The organism is Enterobacter sp. MGH85, from assembly GCF_001037655.1.
Classification (GTDB): Bacteria; Pseudomonadota; Gammaproteobacteria; order Enterobacterales; family Enterobacteriaceae; genus Enterobacter; species Enterobacter intestinihominis.
The window spans coordinates 4,571,531-4,590,818 of record NZ_KQ089925.1 but is presented as its reverse complement, the minus strand read 5'-3'; the positions used below and the strand labels follow the sequence as shown (position 1 = coordinate 4,590,818).

The following is a 19,288-nucleotide window of genomic DNA, read 5'->3' as shown; positions in this document are numbered from 1 at the left end:
TTAAACAATACGTTTAAGCATAGCAGGAGCAGAAAAGGGGAGGGATCAGGCCAGCCAGGTGCGGATTTTAGCTTCGATACCGACGGCGTCCAGGCCAATGTCGGCGCGCGCCTCGTCCTGAGTGCCTTGCGGGATGAAGTGGTCCGGCAGGCCGAGATTAAGCACCGGAACGACTTTACGGTTCGCCATCAGCACTTCGTTCACACCGCTACCCGCGCCACCCATGATGGCGTTCTCTTCCAGCGTGACCAGCGCCTCATGGCTTTCCGCCATGCTCAGAATCAGAGATTCATCGAGCGGCTTCACAAATCGCATATCGACGAGCGTCGCATTCAGGGTTTCAGCGACTTTTGCCGCTTCCGGCATCAGCGTACCAAAGTTCAGGATCGCCACTTTTTCACCGCGACGTTTCACCAGACCTTTACCGATGTCCAGTTTTTCCAGCGGCCGTAATTCAACGCCAAGGGCATTGCCGCGTGGATAACGTACCGCACAGGGACCGTCCTGATAGTGGTAACCGGTATACAGCATCTGACGACACTCGTTTTCGTCGCTTGGCGTCATGATCACCATGTCCGGGATGCAGCGCAGGAAGGAGAGGTCAAATGCGCCCTGGTGCGTCTGGCCGTCAGCCCCCACGATGCCCGCACGGTCGATAGCAAACAGCACCGGCAGCTTCTGGATGGCAACGTCATGGATCACCTGATCGTAGGCGCGTTGCAGGAAGGTAGAGTAAATCGCTACCACCGGCTTGTAGCCGCCAATCGCCAGGCCCGCTGCGAAGGTTACCGCGTGCTGCTCGGCAATGGCGACGTCGAAATACTGGTCCGGGTATTTTTTGGAAAACTCGACCATGCCGGAGCCTTCACGCATGGCAGGCGTCACCGCCATCAGCGTGTTGTCTTTCGCCGCCGTTTCGCACAGCCAGTCGCCAAAGATTTTTGAGTAGCTCGGCATTCCGCCGCTGCTTTTCGGCAGACAACCGCTGGTATGGTCGAACTTGGGCACCGCGTGGAAGGTGATCGGATCTTTTTCCGCCGGTTCGTAACCACGCCCTTTTTTAGTCATGATATGCAGGAACTGCGGGCCTTTCAGGTCGCGCATGTTTTTAAGCGTCGTCACCAGACCTAACACATCGTGGCCGTCCACCGGGCCAATATAGTTAAAGCCCAGCTCTTCAAACAGCGTACCCGGCACGACCATGCCTTTGATATGTTCTTCGGTACGCTTAAGCAGCTCTTTGATCGGCGGTACGCCGGAGAAGACTTTTTTCCCGCCTTCGCGCAGTGAGGAGTAAAGCTTACCGGACAGCAGCTGCGCCAGATGGTTATTCAGCGCGCCGACGTTCTCGGAGATCGACATTTCGTTATCGTTGAGGATCACCAGCATGTCCGGTTTGATATCGCCCGCGTGGTTCATGGCCTCAAAAGCCATCCCGGCGGTGATCGCCCCGTCACCAATCACGCAGACGGTACGGCGTTGTTTATTCTCTTTTTCAGCGGCAACGGCAATCCCGATGCCTGCGGAAATGGAGGTGGAAGAGTGGCCGACGCTTAACACGTCAAACTCGCTCTCGCCGCGCCACGGGAACGGATGCAGGCCGCCTTTCTGGCGAATGGTGCCAATCTTATCGCGACGTCCGGTCAGAATTTTGTGCGGATAGGCCTGGTGGCCAACATCCCAGATCAGCTGATCGAACGGCGTGTTATAGACATAATGCAACGCCACGGTCAGCTCAACCGTGCCAAGTCCGGAGGCGAAGTGGCCGCTGGAGCGGCTAACGCTGTCGAGCAGGTAGCGACGCAGCTCGTCACACAGCTTCGGCAGACTCTCTTTCGGCAACAGACGTAACTCCTGAGTGGAGTCAACTAACGCCAGTGTCGGGTATTTGGCAATATCAAAACTCATCAAAGGCTCATCGAGATATATAGTTTATTTATTACGCTGGATTATGTAGTCCGCTAGCGCTTCCAGTGCCGAGGTATCCAGCGATTGCGCGGCCAGCTCATTCAGTGACCGGCGGGCATCGTCTATCAGATCCCGGGCTTTACGTTGGGCATGCTCAAGGCCCAACAGGGCGGGGTAGGTACTTTTGCCAAGCTGCTGATCCGCACCCTGACGTTTTCCCAATGTTGCAGTATCGCCCACCACATCCAGAATGTCATCCTGAACCTGGAATGCCAGACCGATACTTTCTGCGTATCTGTCCAGAATCGGCAGGGCTTTACGCCCGCGTTCACCCGCGCTCAGCGCGCCCAGACGAACGGCTGCCCGAATCAGGGCGCCCGTTTTGTGACGGTGGATGCGCTCCAGCTGTTCCAGAGTTACCTGACGACCTTCAGCCTCTAAATCCAGCGCCTGGCCGCCGCACATCCCGGCGACGCCGCTGGCCATTGCCAGTTCGGACACCATTGCCAGACGATCGCGATCGCTCACTTCAACCATCGGCGCATCGCTCAGAATAGAGAACGCCAGGGTTTGCAGCGCATCACCCGCCAGAATGGCATTCGCTTCGCCGAACTTAATGTGGCAGGTCGGCTGACCGCGACGCAGATCGTCGTCGTCCATGGCCGGCAAATCATCATGGATCAGCGAATAGGCGTGGATACACTCCACGGCGGCTGCCGGGGCGTCCAGCGTGTTATCGCTGATACCGAACATATTGCCCGTGGCATACACCAGGAACGGACGCAGGCGTTTACCCCCCAAGAGTGCGCCATAGTGCATGGCTTCAACCAGAGGAGTGTTCTGAAAAGGCTGCGGCTCAATGAAACGGCGCAGCGCGTCGTTGGCGCGGATGACGCGCGCCTGAAGCGCGTTGGAAAAATCCATTTACTCGGCGTCCGGTGTGAATGGCGTGGTTTTAGCGTCTTCGCTGTCGGAAAGCAGGATCTGCACACGCTGCTCGGCCTGCTGGAGTTTTACCTGCCCCTGGCGCGCGAGCTGCACGCCGCGTTCAAATTCGTTGAGCGCGTCTTCCAGCGGGAGATCGCCGCTCTCAAGACGGGTAACGATCTGCTCCAGTTCACTCAGCGCAGTTTCGAAACTGGCCGGTGCGTCGTTTTTCTTCGGCATAGTGAATTGACTCTTAAATTTTTCGCCCTGACATGGTAACGGACTCGGGGCAATTATCAAATAACGCGAGTGGCGCGATGGTGGTATACTTGCGCGCCTGGATGCAGCCACGGGTGTGGGCTGCTGTATCATTTTCCACTACAAGCCTTTATAAGCTTGCCTAAGAAACATTGCCGCCATGAAGTTTATCATTAAATTGTTCCCTGAAATCACCATCAAAAGCCAATCCGTGCGTTTGCGCTTTATTAAAATTCTCACCGGGAACATTCGTAACGTATTAAAACACTACGACGAAACGCTCGCCGTGGTGCGTCACTGGGACCACGTTGAAGTCCGCGCGAAAGACGAAAACAAACGTCTTGATATTCGCGACGCGCTGACCCGTATCCCGGGTATTCACCATATTCTGGAAGTGGAAGACGTTCCCTTCACCGATATGCACGATATCTTCGAAAAGGCGCTGGTACAGTACCGCGATCAGATCGAAGGCAAAACGTTCTGCGTACGCGTGAAGCGCCGTGGTAAGCATGAGTTTAGCTCCATTGACGTTGAGCGCTATGTCGGCGGCGGTCTGAACCAGCACGTTGAGACGGCGCGCGTGCGTCTGACTAATCCGGACGTTACCGTTAATCTTGAGATCGAAAACGATCGCCTGCTGCTGGTTAAGGGCCGTTATGAAGGTATTGGCGGCTTCCCGATCGGCACGCAAGAAGATGTGCTGTCGCTGATCTCCGGCGGGTTCGACTCCGGCGTTTCCAGCTATATGCTGATGCGTCGCGGCTGCCGCGTGCACTACTGCTTCTTTAACCTGGGCGGCGCGGCGCACGAAATCGGCGTACGTCAGGTGGCGCATTACCTGTGGAACCGCTTCGGCAGCTCTCACCGCGTGCGTTTTGTGGCGATCAACTTTGAGCCGGTGGTCGGCGAAATTCTTGAGAAAGTGGATGACGGCCAGATGGGCGTAGTCCTGAAACGTATGATGGTGCGTGCCGCGTCCAAAGTGGCTGAGCGCTACGGCGTGCAAGCGCTGGTCACCGGTGAAGCACTGGGGCAGGTCTCCAGCCAGACGCTGACCAACCTGCGCCTTATCGACAACGTGTCTGATACGCTGATCCTGCGTCCGCTGATCTCTCACGATAAAGAGCACATCATCGATCTGGCGCGTAAAATCGGTACTGAAGATTTTGCCCGCACCATGCCGGAATATTGCGGCGTGATCTCAAAAAGTCCAACCATTAAAGCGGTGAAGGCGAAGATCGAAGCGGAAGAAGAGAACTTCGATTTCAGCATCCTGGAAAAAGTGGTGGCGGAAGCGTCGAACATCGATATCCGTGAGATCGCCCAGCAGACCGGGCAGGACGTGGTTGAGGTGGAGACGGTCAGCGGCTTCGGTGCTAACGATACGATTCTGGATATACGTTCTGTTGATGAGCAGGATGACAAGCCGTTGCAGGTGGAAGGCGTGGAGGTGGTTTCGCTGCCGTTCTACAAGCTGAGCACCCAGTTTGGCGATCTCGACCAGAGCAAAACGTATCTGCTGTGGTGTGAGCGCGGGGTGATGAGCCGTTTGCAGGCGCTGTACCTGCGTGAACAGGGCTTCGCGAACGTGAAGGTGTATCGCCCGTAGCCTATTGCCCGGTGGCGCTTCGCTTACCGGGCCTACAGTACCGTACACTTGTAGGCCCGGTAAGGCGTAGCCGCCACCCGGCTTTTTTTACTCGTAGTAGTTATAAATCCCCGCCGCCATCACCAGCGATGACGCCACTTCGTACGCTTTTTCGCGCCCGACCAGCAGGTCAATAATCTTCAGGCCAAAATCAATGGCGGTACCCGGCCCCTGGCTGGTGAGCAGGTTAACGCGCGGATCCCAGACCACGCGTTTATCCACCCACTGGTCTTCCGGAATCGTATCCTTCAGGCCTGGGAAGCCGGTCATATTGCCGATGGGGAAAATGTTGTGCGGAACCAGTACCGTACCTGCGGCCGCACAGATTGCCGCGACGATACGCCCGGAAAGATGAAACTGACGAACGGTTTCAACCAGCAGCGGGCTGTCGCGGAAACACTCCGCGCCCTTCAGACCGCCCGGCAGCACGATAATGTCGTAATCACCGTCCGCCACCTGTACAAGCGGTGCATCTGCCAGGATCTTGACCCCACGCGAGCAGGTAATCGCCAGACTTCCGTCGCTGGCGACGCTGGCGGTGGTAACCTTAATACCACCACGTACCATCAAATCAATGGTGGTGACCGCTTCTGTCTCTTCGCTACCAGGGGCGAGGCATACCAGTGCCGATGCGCTCATACTCACTCTCCTTTCGTTTAACTAACTCAAACAGACGGCTGTTTTCCGCAACGGTAATGCCGTGTGCCCGGGCGCGTTTTAACAGATAACCGGTAATGTAATCAATTTCGGTATGCCGCATAGCCCGGATATCCTGCAGCATTGAGGAGATATTTTCTGCCGTACTCTCAATGACCTGGTCGACATAATAACGTAAATCGGTTTCTGAGGTGTGGTAGCCTTCGCGTTCAATGACGGCGGCAACTTCCCGGCAAATCAGCGCTAACCGATCGGGATGCTGGCGCAGATCACCGTTAGGGCAATCCAGCAGGGCAGTCAGCGGATTGATCGCGCAGTTGACCGCCAGTTTGCGCCACAGTTCTGCGCGAATGTTATTGTGCCAGGCGACGTCAGGCAGCGTGCTTTGCAGGGTATCCGCAAGATAGCTGTAATCGCCGGGCTGTTCACGCGCCGGGCCGATATGGGTGATGCCACTGGCAACATGAATAATGACGTTACCGTCGCGGCGTGCCGCGTGGGTGGTTGTTCCCATCAGCAGCGGTTGCCGGACAGACTTTAGCTCTTCAATGGTACCCATACCGTTGTGAATCAGCAGGACTGGCGTGCTTTCAGGTAATTGGGCGGCCAGGCTTTTCACCGCATCGGAGACCTGCCAGGCCTTCAGCGTGACCAGCAGCAGATCGCTGCTCGCGAGAAATTCCGGATCGTTTGCCGTCAAAGACTCGTTAAAAATTGAACCGTCTGTACCCATCACATTCACACTGCAATAGGGTTGGGGAATTCGCAGCCAGCCCTGAACGTCGTGTCCCTGTTTGCATAGCGCGCTGAGCCAGAGTTGACCAAGGGCGCCGCATCCAAGCACTGTTACTTTCATTGTTCCTCCTCACCTGCAACTGCGCCAGGTGCTAAGACGCTAAGTATAGCGCCATCAGCTAAGCTTCTCGTTATGCCTCGTTGCAGGTATTATGCAACGCAACAAAAATGAAGGGAGAAGAAAAGATGCCATCTTTCGATATTGTTTCTGAAGTTGATCTGCAGGAAGCGCGTAACGGCGTAGATAATGCTATTCGTGAAGTGGAGTCACGTTTCGATTTTCGTGGCGTTGAGGCGACCATTGAACTGAACGACGCGAACAAGACAATCAAAGTCCTGAGTGAGTCTGATTTCCAGGTCAACCAACTGCTGGATATCCTGCGCGCCAAGCTGCTCAAGCGCGGCATTGAAGGGACCTCACTTGATGTACCGGAAGATTTTGTTCACAGCGGCAAAACCTGGTTTGTGGAAGCGAAGCTGAAGCAGGGGATTGAAAGCGCGGTACAGAAAAAAATCGTTAAGCTTATCAAAGACAGTAAGCTGAAAGTGCAGGCGCAGATCCAGGGGGAAGAGATCCGCGTGACCGGAAAATCCCGTGATGACCTGCAATCCGTGATGGCGCTGGTGCGTGGCGGCGATCTCGGTCAGCCATTCCAGTTTAAAAACTTCCGCGATTAAGACAATTATGCCCGGCTAAACCGGGCATTTTTTCACGCCTTCAGCGCCTGCTCTACCTCAAAGCGGTTAGTCACTTTGCTGTCAATTTTGACATACGCACTGCGCTCTTCCGGGACAATCAGCACTTCGCTCACGCCCTCTGTCGCTTCCAGACGCTGTTGTAACGCGTCACCGATTGCCACGTCATCGGGAATTTCTACCCGCAGGCTACTCACATAGCGCGGCTCTTTCATGGTGCTGGCAACAAACAGCCAGAGCATCGCCAGTAGCGCACCGGCGAGGAACACGGTCTGAGAATCAAAAAGACCGTCCACCCAGCCGCCGAGTGACCCGCCGATCGCCACGCCGAGAAACTGGCTGGTGGAGTAAATGCCCATCGCGGTGCCTTTGTATCCTGCCGGAGACTCTTTGCTGATAAGCGACGGCAGCAGGGCTTCCATCAGATTAAACGCCAGGAAGAACAGCTGTACGCCTGCGATCAGCTCCCAGAAATGTGGGCCGGCGCCCCACAGCACAATCTCGGCAATCAACAGTAACGCCACGCAGCCCACGAAGACGCGTTTCATTTTGCGCTTCACTTCGGCGTAAATAATGAAGGGCACAACGGAGACAAACGAGATCAGCATTGTGACCAGATAAATTTTCCAGTGCTCTGCCGCCGGGAAACCTGCTGCGGCAAGTTGACCGGGCAGGGCGACAAAGGTGGACATCAGCAGAATGTGCAGGCACATAATGCCGAAGTTCAGCTTAAGCAGGCGCGGCTCGGCGATGACTTTGCTGAAGCAGCCTTTGACCATCCCGGATTCACGGTTCAGGACATGGTTTTTACTGTCCGGCACAACCCACAGCGTGAGTGCGATCCCGATGGTTGCCAGCACGGCTATCATCCAGAACAGGGCGTGCAGGCCGAGTGAATGGGTAATAATCGGCCCCAGCACCATGGCAATGGCAAACGTAACGCCGAAGCTGACGCCAATAAACGCCATGGCTTTGGTGCGGTTTTGCTCGCGGGTTAAATCTGACAGCAGCGCCATCACGGCGGCGGCAATCGCCCCGGAACCTTGCAGGGCGCGGCCAAGAATAATTCCCCAGATGGAGTGGGAGAGGGCGGCGATGATGCTGCCAAGTACAAACACCAGCAGCCCGCCGACTATCAGCGGTTTGCGACCCACGCGGTCGGAGAGCAGGCCAAAGGGGATCTGGAATATCGCCTGTGCCAGGCCGTAGATACCGATCGCCAAACCAATCAGCGCTTCGCTGGCACCCTGTAACGCCATGCCATATGTGGTCAGAACGGGCAGGACCATAAACATGCCAAGCATCCGCAGCGAGAAAACAGTCCCTAAACCCCAGGTCGCACGCAGTTCACCTGGCGTCATTTTATAATCGTTCATTACCACCTCTACCAAAAAGCAGGCCATAGTTTAGGCGGGGTGATAAGTGCGGTAAATAGGTGTTTGTTTAAGAGATATTACGAGGGTGTGATAAAAGCACCCCCGGATAAAAAATTACGCCTCGACGCGCAACCCGTAGCTTTTAAATTTCTCAAGAACAATGGCAATTTCATCGTCACTGAGTACCGGAACGGGATCCACGATCGCCAGCGTGGCCAGGTAGAGTTTTGCCAGCACCTCTACCTCCTGCGCCAGCCACAGTGCCTTCTCAAGATTTTCTTCGCAGGTGATCAGGCCGTGGTGCTGTAATAGCGTCGCTTTGCGATCGCGTAACGCGACCGCGACATGCTCTGACAGCGCGCGCGTCCCGAAGGTCGCGTAAGGCGCGCAGGGAATGGAGTTTCCCCCGGCGGCGGCAATCATATAGTGAATAGCAGGAATGGGGCGGTTGAGTATCGAGACGGCGGTACAGTTAACCGCATGGTTATGGACGACGGCGTTAGCATCCGGGCGGGTCTGATACACAACCTGATGAAAACGCCATTCGCTGGAGGGCAGTTTATCCTCTTCGTGTCGCCCCTGTGCATCGACATAGACGATACTCTCTTCGGTCAGATGCTCGTAGGGAATTCCGGTCGGCGTAATCAGCATACCGTCGCGATAGCGAACGCTGATATTCCCGGCGGTGCCCTGATTTAATCCCATGCGGGTCATCTCAAGGCAGGTGTCGATAATGTCTCTGGCTAATCGGGCTCGTTCCATTTTTTATTCTCCGGGTACAGTTTTATTTTTACTGGCGGGAACGTTTGACCAGCTTCATATCGACTTTCGCCGTCTCGTTGACCGCTTCGCCGTCGATGGCTCGCTGCATCAGTTCAAACGCTTTTTCCGCCCAGGTATCTTCATCCTGCTGCATGGACCAGACGCTGTTAGGCAGGAACCCCAGCATGGGGTGCTCATCGAAGGTGCCAATATTGATGTGTTGAGGCACGGTACCGGTACGCGTCCGCAGGGCTTCGATTGCCCCTTCCAGGACGGGTAACGATGAGGCGATAAACGCCTGCGGAACACCCTGGCTGTCGATAAGCGAATCCATCAGGGCATATCCCCCCTCCGGCGTATTGTCCGGCCCTTCGATGACCCACTCGCGATGGTGAATACCGGCTGTTTTCAGGGCCTGCAAATAGCCGTTCAGACGGTCCGTAATGCTGGGCAGTGCGGTATCGCCCACAAGGAACCAGAGCGGCGTTTTGCACTCTTCCAGCATATTGCGGGCCAGTTCATCCCCCCCAGCCTCGTTATGACTCTCTACCAGCGCGTTGTCAGTAAAGCCAAAATCCCGGTCAAGGAGCACCAGTGGCTTTTGGATCTGCCGCAAATGATGCTGCTGATTTTCCAGCGTCGAGGGAACGATAAATAAGCCGTCCACGTTGCGCGCCATCAGAGCTTTTACCAGCTTGTTTTCGTAATCCACATCGTTGTAAGTACAGCTGATCATCAGCTGGTAACCCGAACGGCGGCAGCGCAGTTCGAGTTTCTCGGCGAGCGTTGCAAAGAACACGTTTGAGATGTTGGGCACGATGAGCCCCAGCGTCTCGGTTTTGTTTAACTTCAGACTGCGCGCCGAATGGTTGAGGGTATAGCCGAAGCGCTCGACGTGTTCATTAATTCGGGACTGTGTTTTCACACTGATCCGATACTGTTCGGCTTTCCCGCTCAGTACCAGCCGCACGGTGGTGACGGATAAATTCAGATCCTTCGCTATCTGTTCAACTGTTTTGGCCATCGCTACGCCTCAATCCTTAACGTACGTAAAAACTGCTGATAAAGCATACGCATCCTGCCATTACATTTCCTGCTGCATCAGGAGATTAAGCGCCTGTTGCTGGGTCCACAGCATCAGGTACGCCTCATATTTTTGCCGGTGGAAGGCCGCGGTTTCCGGCCGACGGGGGATGATATCGCCGGCTTTGACCATTTCCCGGGTGGCGTCGGTAAGCGTTGCCCATGCACCGCTCGCCACAGCGCCGCAAATGGCCGCGCCGAGAGTGACCGCATCTTCTTCGGCTAAAAGGTGAATATCGCAGCCTGTGGCATCGGCATACTCCCGCAGCCAGAGCCGGTTATGAGTAGCTCCACCACAAATGACAATGCGCGACAAGGTGTGCCCATGATGTTTCAGAGTATCCATAATGTGTCGTGTGCCGTAGGCAATGGCCTGTAGCGTGGCCAGATAGAGCCTCGCCAGCGCGCGCTCACCGGTCTCTAATGTCAGACCGACAACGCTGCCCCGGGCATCAGGACGCGAACGCGGCGAGCGGTTGCCGTGGTGATCGGCCAGAATGTGCAGGTTGCGGGTGGGATATTTTTCTTCCTGTTCAAGCGCGGCTACCCAGTCGTTGAGTAATGCCACCGGATGGCATTGCGCCGCTTCTGCTTTTGCAAACAGCTCTGCGCTGACTCCGTGCTCGCGCAACGTCCAGTCGACCAGCGCCCCGGCAGCACTTTGCCCGCCTTCCGTCAGCCAGTAGCCCGGCAGCATGGCGCTCCAGTAAGGTCCCCAGACGCCGGGCGTATGGATCTCCGTCTGACTGGCAAGCATATGGCAGTTCGAGGTTCCGCTGATGAGCGCCAGCGTGCCTTCCGGGTGTGAGCCCGTCAGCGCCACGCCACCCGCGTGGGCATCGATCATGCCGCTTGCCACAACCACTTCTTCGGACAAACCCAGAGCTTGCGCTGCCTGCGGGCTGAGTTTTCCGACGCATTCAGCGACGTCCAGAATAGTGCCGGGAATTTTTGTCAGTAAGTTTTCCAGCCCCACCGCTCTGAGCAGCGATTCGCTGAACTGCGCCTCATGCGCAAGGTAGTTCCATTTGCAGGTGAGGGTGCACAGGCTGGCGACGTCCTGGCCCGTCGCTTTCCAGACCAGAAAATCGGCAAGGTCGTAAAAGCGCCAGGCCTGATTCCAGGTTTCAGGATGATGCCGCTGCAACCACAGCAGTTTTGGCAACTCCATCTCGATGCTGACCTCGCCGCCCACGTAGCACAGGGCCGGATCGCGTGTGGCATTGATGTGAACGGTTTCTTCGTGAGCACGATGATCCATCCACATAATGATGTCCTGCGATGCCGGACTGTCCGGGGAGACGCTCAGGCCGTTACCGTCAGCATCCAGCGCGACCAGCGAGCACGTGGCGTCGAAGCCAATCGAACGAATGGCGTCAGGTGAAATCCCAGAGGAGTCGACGGCTTCCCGCACCACCGCACAAACCTGCTGCCAGATTTCCACAGAGGATTGTTCCACGCGCGCATTGCTGGCGTGAAACTGCGAAATCGGACGGGTCGCGAAGCTCAAACGCTCGCCTTGCGCAGAGTAAAGCCCTGCACGAACGCTGGCTGAACCTACATCTACCCCGAGGAAATAGCCGTCACTCATCATGAACTTCCTTATTTTTTACCAAACGGATGCAGCAGTTTATCAATTTCAGTCGTGTTGATATTCTGCGCATTGACATATTTCACTGGAATATCAATTTCTTTGGCCACCGTCTGTCCGGAAATCACCGCGTTCAGCGCTTTTATGCCCTGATAACCAATCTGATAGGCGTCCTGCACCACGAAGCCCTGAATCACACCGTTTTTAAGGAAGTTAATGATGGCTTCGGTGCTGTCAAAACCGATGACTTTTACTTTGCCCTTCAGATTCTGGCTGTCGATAGCGTTCGCAACGCCCAGGGTTGAGCCTTCGTTGGTGGCATAAATACCGGCGATATCCGGGTTGGCCTGAACCATATCAATGGTTTTATCCATCGCTTTTTGCGGGTCGCCATCGCTGTATTGCACCGGCAGTACCTGAATATTCGGGTACTTCTCTTTCATTCGCTCGCTGAATCCTTCAGAGCGCTCAATGGCGGACGTCGTCCCGGCTACGTGAGCGATAATACCCACTTTCCCCTTCTGGCCTACCTGCTCCGCCAGCGCATCCGCAGCCTGTGCGCCCGCCTTACGGTTATTGGTGGCGACAAAGCTGGCCGGGATATCCGAGTTCACGCCCGAGTCGAAGGTCACCACTTTGATCCCCCGGCTGTTGGCGGTTTCGACCAGCGGGGCAAGGGCGTTTGCATCAAGTGCGGCCAGCAACAGGCCGTTTGGCTTTTGTGCCATGGTGTTTTCGACTAACTGGATCTGTTCGGCGATTTGCGTTTCATCGGCAGGGCCAACGTAGCTGGTTTTGTCACCCAACTCTTTTGCGGCAGCTTCCGTTCCCATTTTGACCGTCTGCCAGAATTCGTGCTGGTAACCTTTACTGACCACCGGCAGGTTTAAATCTTTTGCCAGCGCGCTGCTGGACAGGATGGCTACGAGCGACAGGGCGCTCAGGATATGGCTGGTTTTCATTATTTTGCTCCGTTGTAGGGTTGGCAGGGCTTGTTGTATCGAGAACCTAACGCATTCTTTTACGTAACGTGTCCAGGTAGACGGCGGCAACGACGACCACGCCCATCGCCACCATCTGCCAGAACTGGGACACGCCCATGAGATTGAGGCCGTTTTTCAGCACGCTCATAATGAACGCGCCTATGATGGTGCCGCCAATCGTGCCCACGCCGCCCATCAGACTGGTACCGCCGATCACTACCGCCGCAATGGCTTCCAGCTCATAACCCACGCCCACGGTTGGCTGGCCTGAGTTGAGACGAGAGGCGAGGATCACCCCGGCCACGCCGGTTAACAGGCCGCAGAAGGCGTAAACGAAAATTTTCACTCGCTGGACTTTGATCCCGGAAAGGTGTGCCGCCGTTTCATTGCTGCCGACAGCGTAGATATAGCGGCCCATCACCGTTTTCTTCAGGATCCACATGGCGATCAGTGCCACGATGACCAGGTAGAACACCGGATAAGGCAGAACGTCGAACAGGCGACCCTGTGCTAGCAGCTTGAACTGCGGGTAGTCAGAAAAATAAATCGCGCGGCCATCGGTCATCACCATATTGATGCCGCGTACCGACATCATTAAGCCGAGGGTGGCAATAAACGGTGGTATGGTCATTTTGGTGACCAGAAACGCGTTCACATAGCCGCAAAGTCCCCCTGCGAGCACGCCTGCCAGAATACAGACCGGCAACGGCATACCAAACCCGGCGGCGATGCCCACCGCAACCCCTGAGAACGCCACCACCGATCCGAGTGACAGGTCGATCCCGGCGGTAATAATCACAAAGGTCACGCCAATGGCCATGATGCCAATCACCGCCGTTTGCAGGGCGATAGTCATGATATTTTCAGTATTAAAGAAGAACGGTGAGCTGAAGCTGAAAAACAGAACCAGCAATACCAGGCTAAAAAGAGGCGCCAGACGCATCAGGAGCGCTTTATTTATTTTCATCGTATGACTTCCGCTTTGCGGCGATGGAACGGTAACGGACATGATTAATCCTCCAGCGTGGCGTATTGCATGATTTTTTCCTGGGTGGCGTGCTCAGCCGCTATTTCGCCGGCAATGCGGCCGCTGCGCATCACGAGTATGCGGTCGCACATTCCTAATACTTCCGGCAGTTCGGATGAAATCATGATGATCGATTTACCTTTAGCGACAAGGCGATTCATTAATTCGTAGATTTCCAGCTTGGCGCCAACGTCAATTCCCCGGGTTGGCTCATCAAAAATTAAAATATCGGTGTCTTTGCAGACCCAGCGGGCAATAATAATCTTCTGTTGATTACCGCCGCTTAAATTCAGTGCCGCCTGTTCCAGATGTGGCGTTTTTATTCGCAGCGTATCCACCAGTTTCTGGCTGGACTCCCGGCAGCGTTTTTCATCAACATTACCTGCGGCGCCAGCGTAGTCCGGGTAATTGCCGAGCATAATGTTCATCTCAACAGAAAGGCCGAGGGCGAGTCCCTCTTTTTTGCGGTCTTCTGTTAAATAGCTGATGCCTTTCTCAATGGCGTCAGCCACGTCTTTAATACGTGTGGGGGTGCCGTTCAGCGTCAGGGTGCCAGCGTCGATAGCATCGGCGCCAAACAGGGCCCGGCCCAGTTCAGTTCGGCCTGCGCCCATTAAGCCAGCGAGACCGAGGATCTCACCGCGCCAGAGGGTAAAGCTGATGTCATGCAGTACACCATTACGCGTCAGGCCGTTCACCTCCAGCACTTTTTCTCTGCGCTGATGCGGCGGGCGTTTTGGGTAGATGTTATCGAGATTGCGGCCAACCATCATGGCGATAAGCTCGCCGATCTGAACCGTTTCATAATCTACGGTGGCGATGTATTGTCCGTCGCGCATGACGGTCGCGCGATCGGCGATCAGCGCCAGCTCTTCCAGACGGTGCGAGATGTAGACAATCCCCGTGCCCTGAGCCTTGAGCATCCGCGTGACGTCAAACAAACTCTCGATTTCACTTTCGGTCAGCGCGGCGGTGGGTTCATCCATGATTAGCACTTTGGCATTGACCGAAATCGCTTTGGCAATTTCCACCATCTGCTGCTGGGCTACGGTTAATTCACTGACGCGGGCGTCCGGGGCGATTTTTAAATTCAGCGTGTGCAGTATTTTCTCAACCGCCTGTCGCTGGGCGCGTTTATCTAACTGCCAGCGACTATTTTTGCAGAATTCACGGCCAATAAAGATATTCTCTTCCACGGTTAAATCGGGGAAGAGATTAAATTCCTGATGGATAATCGTAATACCTGCATGCTGAGCACTTAGCGGATCGCTGAATGATACAGATTGCCCTTCAAAGCGAATTTCACCGGCATCAGGTTGGTAAACACCGGATAAAATTTTCATCAGCGTCGATTTGCCGGCACCGTTTTCACCTAAGAGGGCATGAACTTCGCCGCAGCGTAAATCGAAATCAACCTGATTCAGCGCCAGCACGCCGGGAAAGCGTTTGGTAATGCACGTCATCTGAATAAGAGTCTCTGACATTGCAAAATTCCTGTGTTGGAAAGGCAATGAATCACAAGCCACAGTGATTTAGTTAATAAGCTAACTCGACTTAGCTTTCGTCCTTAAAAGCTATTTTAGGGTTATAATTTAGCCAAATCATTTGTATTCAAATTGTGACGTCGTGCAAAGGTATTTTGTTATTTGATTGAATTTAAAAGATATGTTTAGTTTTTGCTGAATCGTAATACCTGACGCTGATCGAATTTTGACCTCTCATCGTGAAACTGCTCACAGATCCTGCACATTTATCTTGTCTCATTTTTAGTGTGAACCCTAAGCTAATTCGAGTTAGCAAATTTCACCACTTTCCGTTCACGGCGCTGCCTGGGCGCTTTTTCACGGCTATGCCCCTGAGACGGATAGGTTAACCAACGTGAGGAAGGGCTATGAAAACGATAAAAGCGTTACCCCGTATTGGCATTCGACCTGTTATTGATGGCCGCCGAATGGGCGTACGCGAGTCTCTGGAAGAGCAGACCATGAACATGGCGAAAGCCACGGCGGCGCTACTCAGTGAAAAATTACGCCACCCCTGCGGTACGCCCGTTGAGTGCGTGATTGCCGATAGCTGCATTGCCGGAATGGCGGAGGCCGCTGCTTGCGAAGAGAAGTTCAGCACGTGCCACGTTGGTCTGACGATCACCGTCACCCCCTGCTGGTGTTACGGGAGTGAAACCATTGATATGGATCCGCTGCGTCCGAAAGCGATCTGGGGCTTTAACGGCACCGAGCGTCCGGGGGCAGTATATCTCGCGGCGGCACTGGCGGCGCATAACCAGAAAGGGATCCCGGCGTTTTCCATATATGGCCACGATGTACAGGATGCGGGCGACGAGACCATCCCGGCAGACGTCGAAGAAAAATTGTTGCGCTTCGCCCGGGCGGGCCTGGCGGTCGCCAGCATGAAGGGGAAAAGTTATTTGTCGGTGGGCGGCGTCTCGATGGGGATTGCGGGCTCGATTGTCGATCACAACTTCTTTGAATCCTGGCTGGGGATGAAGGTGCAGGCGGTGGATATGACCGAACTGCGTCGCCGCATCGATCATAAGATTTACGACGAGCAAGAACTTGAGCTGGCCCTGGACTGGGCGCAAGCACATTTCCGTTTCGGCGAGGATAAAAACGCGGAGCAGTATCGTCGCAATGAACAGGAGAATGCCGCGATCCTGCGGGAGAGTCTGCTGATGGCGATGTGCATCCGCGACATGATGCAGGGTAACCCAAAACTCGCTGCGATGGGCCGCGTGGAGGAATCTCTGGGCTATAACGCCATCGCGTCTGGGTTCCAGGGACAGCGCCACTGGACGGATCAGTATCCAAATGGCGATACCGCAGAGGCGCTGCTGAACAGCTCCTTTGACTGGAACGGTATTCGCCAGCCGTTGGTGGTGGCGACGGAAAATGACAGCCTGAACGGGGTAGCAATGCTGTTTGGACATCTGATGACCGGTACAGCGCAAATCTTTGCCGACGTGCGCACCTACTGGTCGCCAGAGTCGGTTGAGCGTGTTACCGGTCAGAAACTCACTGGACGGGCTGAGCAGGGCATTATTCATCTGATCAACTCCGGCTCGGCGGCACTGGACGGTACAGCGGAGCAGAAAGATGCCGAGGGGAAACCGACCCTGAAACCACACTGGGACATTACTGAGCAGGAAGCCAACGCGTGCCTGGCCGCAACCCACTGGTGTCCGGCGGTGCATGAATACTTTCGCGGGGGCGGTTTCTCATCAAACTTCCTCACCCGAGGTGGCGTGCCATTTACCATGACCCGCGTAAACCTCATCAAGGGGGTGGGCCCGGTATTACAGATAGCGGAAGGCTGGAGTGTTGAGCTGCCGGAACAAGTACATGACATTCTGAATAAGCGCACCGATTCAACCTGGCCCACCACCTGGTTTGCCCCACGTCTGACCGGTAAAGGCCCGTTCAGTGACGTCTATTCAGTGATGGCGAACTGGGGCGCTAACCACGGAGTATTAACCGTCGGGCACGTCGGTGCTGATTTCATCACCCTGGCGTCCATGCTGCGCATTCCCGTGTGCATGCATAACGTACCGGAGGCGCTGATTTATCGGCCGACGGCCTGGGGCGCTCACGGTATGGATCCGGAAGGGCAGGATTACCGCGCCTGTAAAAATTACGGACCGTTATACAAACAATAAGCCGGTTTGCCAGCCTGCTCCGGCGGACTGGCAGCCTGTGGGGACCGCAATGAAAAAATGTTTTCTGGTTCTCGATTGTGGCGCGACGAACGTGCGCGCCATTGCGCTGGATCCTGAAGGGAATATTGTGGCGCGAGCCTCGGTGGCGAACGAGAGCGAAAGTGCCGCTGAATATCCGGCCTGGCACCAGTGGTCGCTCGATGCCATCATGCAACGTTTTGCCGTCTGTTGTCAGAAAATCAGCGCAGTGCTGAGCAAGCATCAACTGTGCGGAATGAGTGTGACGACCTTTGGCGTGGATGGCGCGCTGGTGGATGAGCGGGGAGAACTGCTTTACCCGATCATCAGCTGGAAATGTCCACGGACCGTGCCGGTGATGGAAGCGGTTGCCCGTTTATGCTCCCCGGCTGAACTACAGCAGATCACCGGCGTTGGGCAGTTTAGTTTCAACACGTTGTATAAGCTAGGCTGGCTTCAGGACAACCATCCCGATCTGTTACAGCGTGCTCACGCCTGGCTTTTTATCTCCTCGCTAATCAACCATCGCCTGACCGGAAAAATGACGACCGATCTCACGATGGCCGGTACCAGTCAGATGTTCGATCTGCATCAGCGGTGCTTCAGCGAAACGATCTTAAGCAAGATCGGCGTGCCTCATTCCCTTTTCCCGCCGCTGGTTTCCCCCGGAGAGATGATGGGTGAACTGCAGCCCGACGCTGCATCCAGACTCGGATTGCCTTGCGGTGTGCCGGTGATCTCCGCCGGGCACGATACGCAGTTTGCCCTTTTTGGCGCCGGTGCGGGAATTAATGAGCCGGTTCTCTCTTCGGGAACCTGGGAGATTTTAATGGCGCGCACCTCGCAGGTTGATACCGCTTTACTGGGGCAATACCCGGGCGCGACCTGCGAACTGGATAGCCGGACGGGGCTCTATAATCCGGGAATGCAATATCTGGCGTCTGGCGTACTGGAGTGGATCCGCGCGCTGTTCTGGTCGCCTGATGTCAACTGGGACACTATTCTGGCTCAGGCGGCGGCAATTCCGTACGGGGCGGATGGCGTCACGATGAATACCCAGTTGCTCGATTCTCCGCTCGCTGGCTGGCAGGGCGTTACGCTCACCACCACGCCAGCCCATTTTTATCGCGCAGCCCTGGAAGGACTCACGGTGCATCTGCAAGAAAAACTCCAGGCGCTGGAGGCGATCGCGCAATTTAAGGCGCGTGAACTCCTGCTGGTGGGGGGAGGTAGCCGCAATATGCTGTGGAATCAGCTCAAGTCCAATGCGCTTGGGATCCCGGTGAAGGTTCTTGAAGATGCAGATACGACCGTGCTGGGGGCGTCTTTGTACGGATGGTGGGGCGTCGGAGAAACGGCCAGCGCTGAGGCTGCTCGCGATCGGGTCCACTATCGTTACCGTTATTTCTATCCTGAGGAACAAAGCCGTGCTTAAAACGATATCCCCACTGATTTCACCCGAGCTGCTGAAAACGCTGGCAGAGATGGGCCATGGTGACGAGATTATTTTTGCAGACGCTCACTTTCCCGCGCACAGCCTGGGGCCAAAGACGATCCGCGCAGATGGCCTGCTCATCAGCGATTTGCTGGCCGCGGTGATACCGCTGTTTGAACTCGACAGCTATGCGCCACCGCTGGTGATGATGGCCCCTGTCGACGGGGATACGCTCGATATACAGGTAGAAGCACGCTATCGCAACGCACTCTTTGGTGAGGCGGAAGGGGAGGGGATTATGCGAATTGACCGTTATGCGTTTTATGCGCGGGCACAGAAAGCGTACGCCATTGTGGTGACAGGCGAGACAGCGAAATACGGCAATATACTGTTAAAGAAAGGGGTTACGCTGTACCAATAAAAAACGCCGGGTTAAACCCGGCGTTTTTACTTC

The 19,288-nt window shown here is 55.3% G+C and carries 17 protein-coding genes; 5 read left to right on the top strand and 12 right to left on the bottom strand.

Annotation, left to right across the window (positions count from 1 at the left end):
• Positions 1-45: 45 nt before the first annotated feature.
• Genes dxs through xseB form a run of 3 tightly spaced genes read right to left on the bottom strand, consistent with a single transcriptional unit; the run spans position 46 to position 3,075 of the window.
• A complete protein-coding gene (gene dxs, locus SK51_RS21930) occupies positions 46-1,908 on the bottom strand; it encodes a 1-deoxy-D-xylulose-5-phosphate synthase (protein WP_023305573.1) in 1,863 nt (620 codons plus the stop codon).
• A gap of 24 nt (positions 1,909-1,932) precedes the next feature.
• Positions 1,933-2,832: a (2E,6E)-farnesyl diphosphate synthase gene (ispA, locus tag SK51_RS21925; protein ID WP_022647229.1), complete on the bottom strand. Its 900-nt coding sequence runs from the start codon at positions 2,830-2,832 to the stop codon at positions 1,933-1,935.
• A complete protein-coding gene (gene xseB, locus SK51_RS21920) occupies positions 2,833-3,075 on the bottom strand; it encodes an exodeoxyribonuclease VII small subunit (protein ID WP_003859094.1) in 243 nt (80 codons plus the stop codon).
• Positions 3,076-3,253: 178 nt separating this feature from the next.
• Here xseB and thiI point away from each other — a divergent pair, with 178 nt between their 5' ends.
• Entirely contained in the window at positions 3,254-4,702 is a 1,449-nt protein-coding gene (gene thiI / locus SK51_RS21915; RefSeq protein WP_023305574.1) for a tRNA uracil 4-sulfurtransferase ThiI, read from the top strand.
• 87 nt (positions 4,703-4,789) lie between these two features.
• On the opposite strand, the gene yajL is transcribed toward thiI, so the two are convergent.
• Together yajL and panE are read right to left on the bottom strand one after the other, a co-directional pair.
• Positions 4,790-5,380, bottom strand: coding sequence for a protein deglycase YajL (yajL, locus tag SK51_RS21910; RefSeq protein WP_023305575.1), 591 nt, complete (start codon positions 5,378-5,380; stop codon positions 4,790-4,792).
• Positions 5,343-6,254, bottom strand: coding sequence for a 2-dehydropantoate 2-reductase (gene panE, locus SK51_RS21905; protein WP_022647232.1), 912 nt, complete (start codon positions 6,252-6,254; stop codon positions 5,343-5,345). Before panE ends, yajL begins: the two co-directional genes overlap by 38 nt.
• A gap of 125 nt (positions 6,255-6,379) precedes the next feature.
• Between panE and SK51_RS21900 the strand changes: the two genes are divergently transcribed.
• Positions 6,380-6,871 carry a YajQ family cyclic di-GMP-binding protein gene (locus SK51_RS21900; protein WP_022647233.1) on the top strand — a complete coding sequence of 164 codons (492 nt, stop codon included), beginning with the start codon at positions 6,380-6,382 and terminating at the stop codon, positions 6,869-6,871.
• 32 nt (positions 6,872-6,903) lie between these two features.
• Here the strand turns inward: SK51_RS21900 and SK51_RS21895 are convergent, their stop codons facing one another.
• The 7 genes from SK51_RS21895 to SK51_RS21865 all read right to left on the bottom strand — a co-directional run bounded on the left by SK51_RS21895 (position 6,904) and on the right by SK51_RS21865 (position 15,195).
• Positions 6,904-8,265, bottom strand: a complete 1,362-nt coding sequence (locus SK51_RS21895; protein WP_022647234.1) for an MFS transporter — start codon at positions 8,263-8,265, stop codon at positions 6,904-6,906.
• Between the two features lie 114 nt (positions 8,266-8,379).
• Complete coding sequence (fucA, locus tag SK51_RS21890) at positions 8,380-9,027, bottom strand: L-fuculose-phosphate aldolase (RefSeq protein ID WP_017383181.1); 648 nt, start codon at positions 9,025-9,027, stop codon at positions 8,380-8,382.
• Between the two features lie 28 nt (positions 9,028-9,055).
• The gene (locus SK51_RS21885) at positions 9,056-10,051 is read right to left on the bottom strand and encodes a LacI family DNA-binding transcriptional regulator (protein ID WP_023299444.1); all 996 of its coding nucleotides are present in this window, start codon (positions 10,049-10,051) and stop codon (positions 9,056-9,058) included.
• 60 nt (positions 10,052-10,111) lie between these two features.
• Positions 10,112-11,701 carry an FGGY-family carbohydrate kinase gene (locus SK51_RS21880; RefSeq protein WP_032670931.1) on the bottom strand — a complete coding sequence of 530 codons (1,590 nt, stop codon included), beginning with the start codon at positions 11,699-11,701 and terminating at the stop codon, positions 10,112-10,114.
• An 11-nt stretch (positions 11,702-11,712) separates the two neighbouring features.
• A complete protein-coding gene (locus tag SK51_RS21875) occupies positions 11,713-12,663 on the bottom strand; it encodes an ABC transporter substrate-binding protein (protein WP_023305578.1) in 951 nt (316 codons plus the stop codon).
• Between the two features lie 46 nt (positions 12,664-12,709).
• On the bottom strand, positions 12,710-13,693 hold the full coding sequence (locus tag SK51_RS21870) for an ABC transporter permease (RefSeq protein ID WP_022647237.1): 984 nt from the start codon (positions 13,691-13,693) through the stop codon (positions 12,710-12,712).
• 2 nt (positions 13,694-13,695) lie between these two features.
• Positions 13,696-15,195: a sugar ABC transporter ATP-binding protein gene (locus SK51_RS21865; RefSeq protein ID WP_048207125.1), complete on the bottom strand. Its 1,500-nt coding sequence runs from the start codon at positions 15,193-15,195 to the stop codon at positions 13,696-13,698.
• A gap of 407 nt (positions 15,196-15,602) precedes the next feature.
• Between SK51_RS21865 and fucI the strand changes: the two genes are divergently transcribed.
• From fucI to fucU, 3 genes are read left to right on the top strand one after another with little or no spacing between them, the layout of a single operon-like run.
• The gene (gene fucI / locus SK51_RS21860) at positions 15,603-17,381 is read left to right on the top strand and encodes an L-fucose isomerase (protein WP_023305579.1); all 1,779 of its coding nucleotides are present in this window, start codon (positions 15,603-15,605) and stop codon (positions 17,379-17,381) included.
• A 49-nt stretch (positions 17,382-17,430) separates the two neighbouring features.
• Entirely contained in the window at positions 17,431-18,834 is a 1,404-nt protein-coding gene (fucK, locus tag SK51_RS21855) for an L-fuculokinase (protein WP_048207123.1), read from the top strand.
• Positions 18,827-19,255 (top strand): L-fucose mutarotase, encoded by a 429-nt coding sequence (gene fucU / locus SK51_RS21850; RefSeq protein ID WP_023305581.1) that lies wholly within the window; start codon positions 18,827-18,829, stop codon positions 19,253-19,255. The genes fucK and fucU overlap by 8 nt, the downstream gene beginning before the upstream one ends.
• The last annotated feature ends 33 nt before the right edge of the window (positions 19,256-19,288 follow it).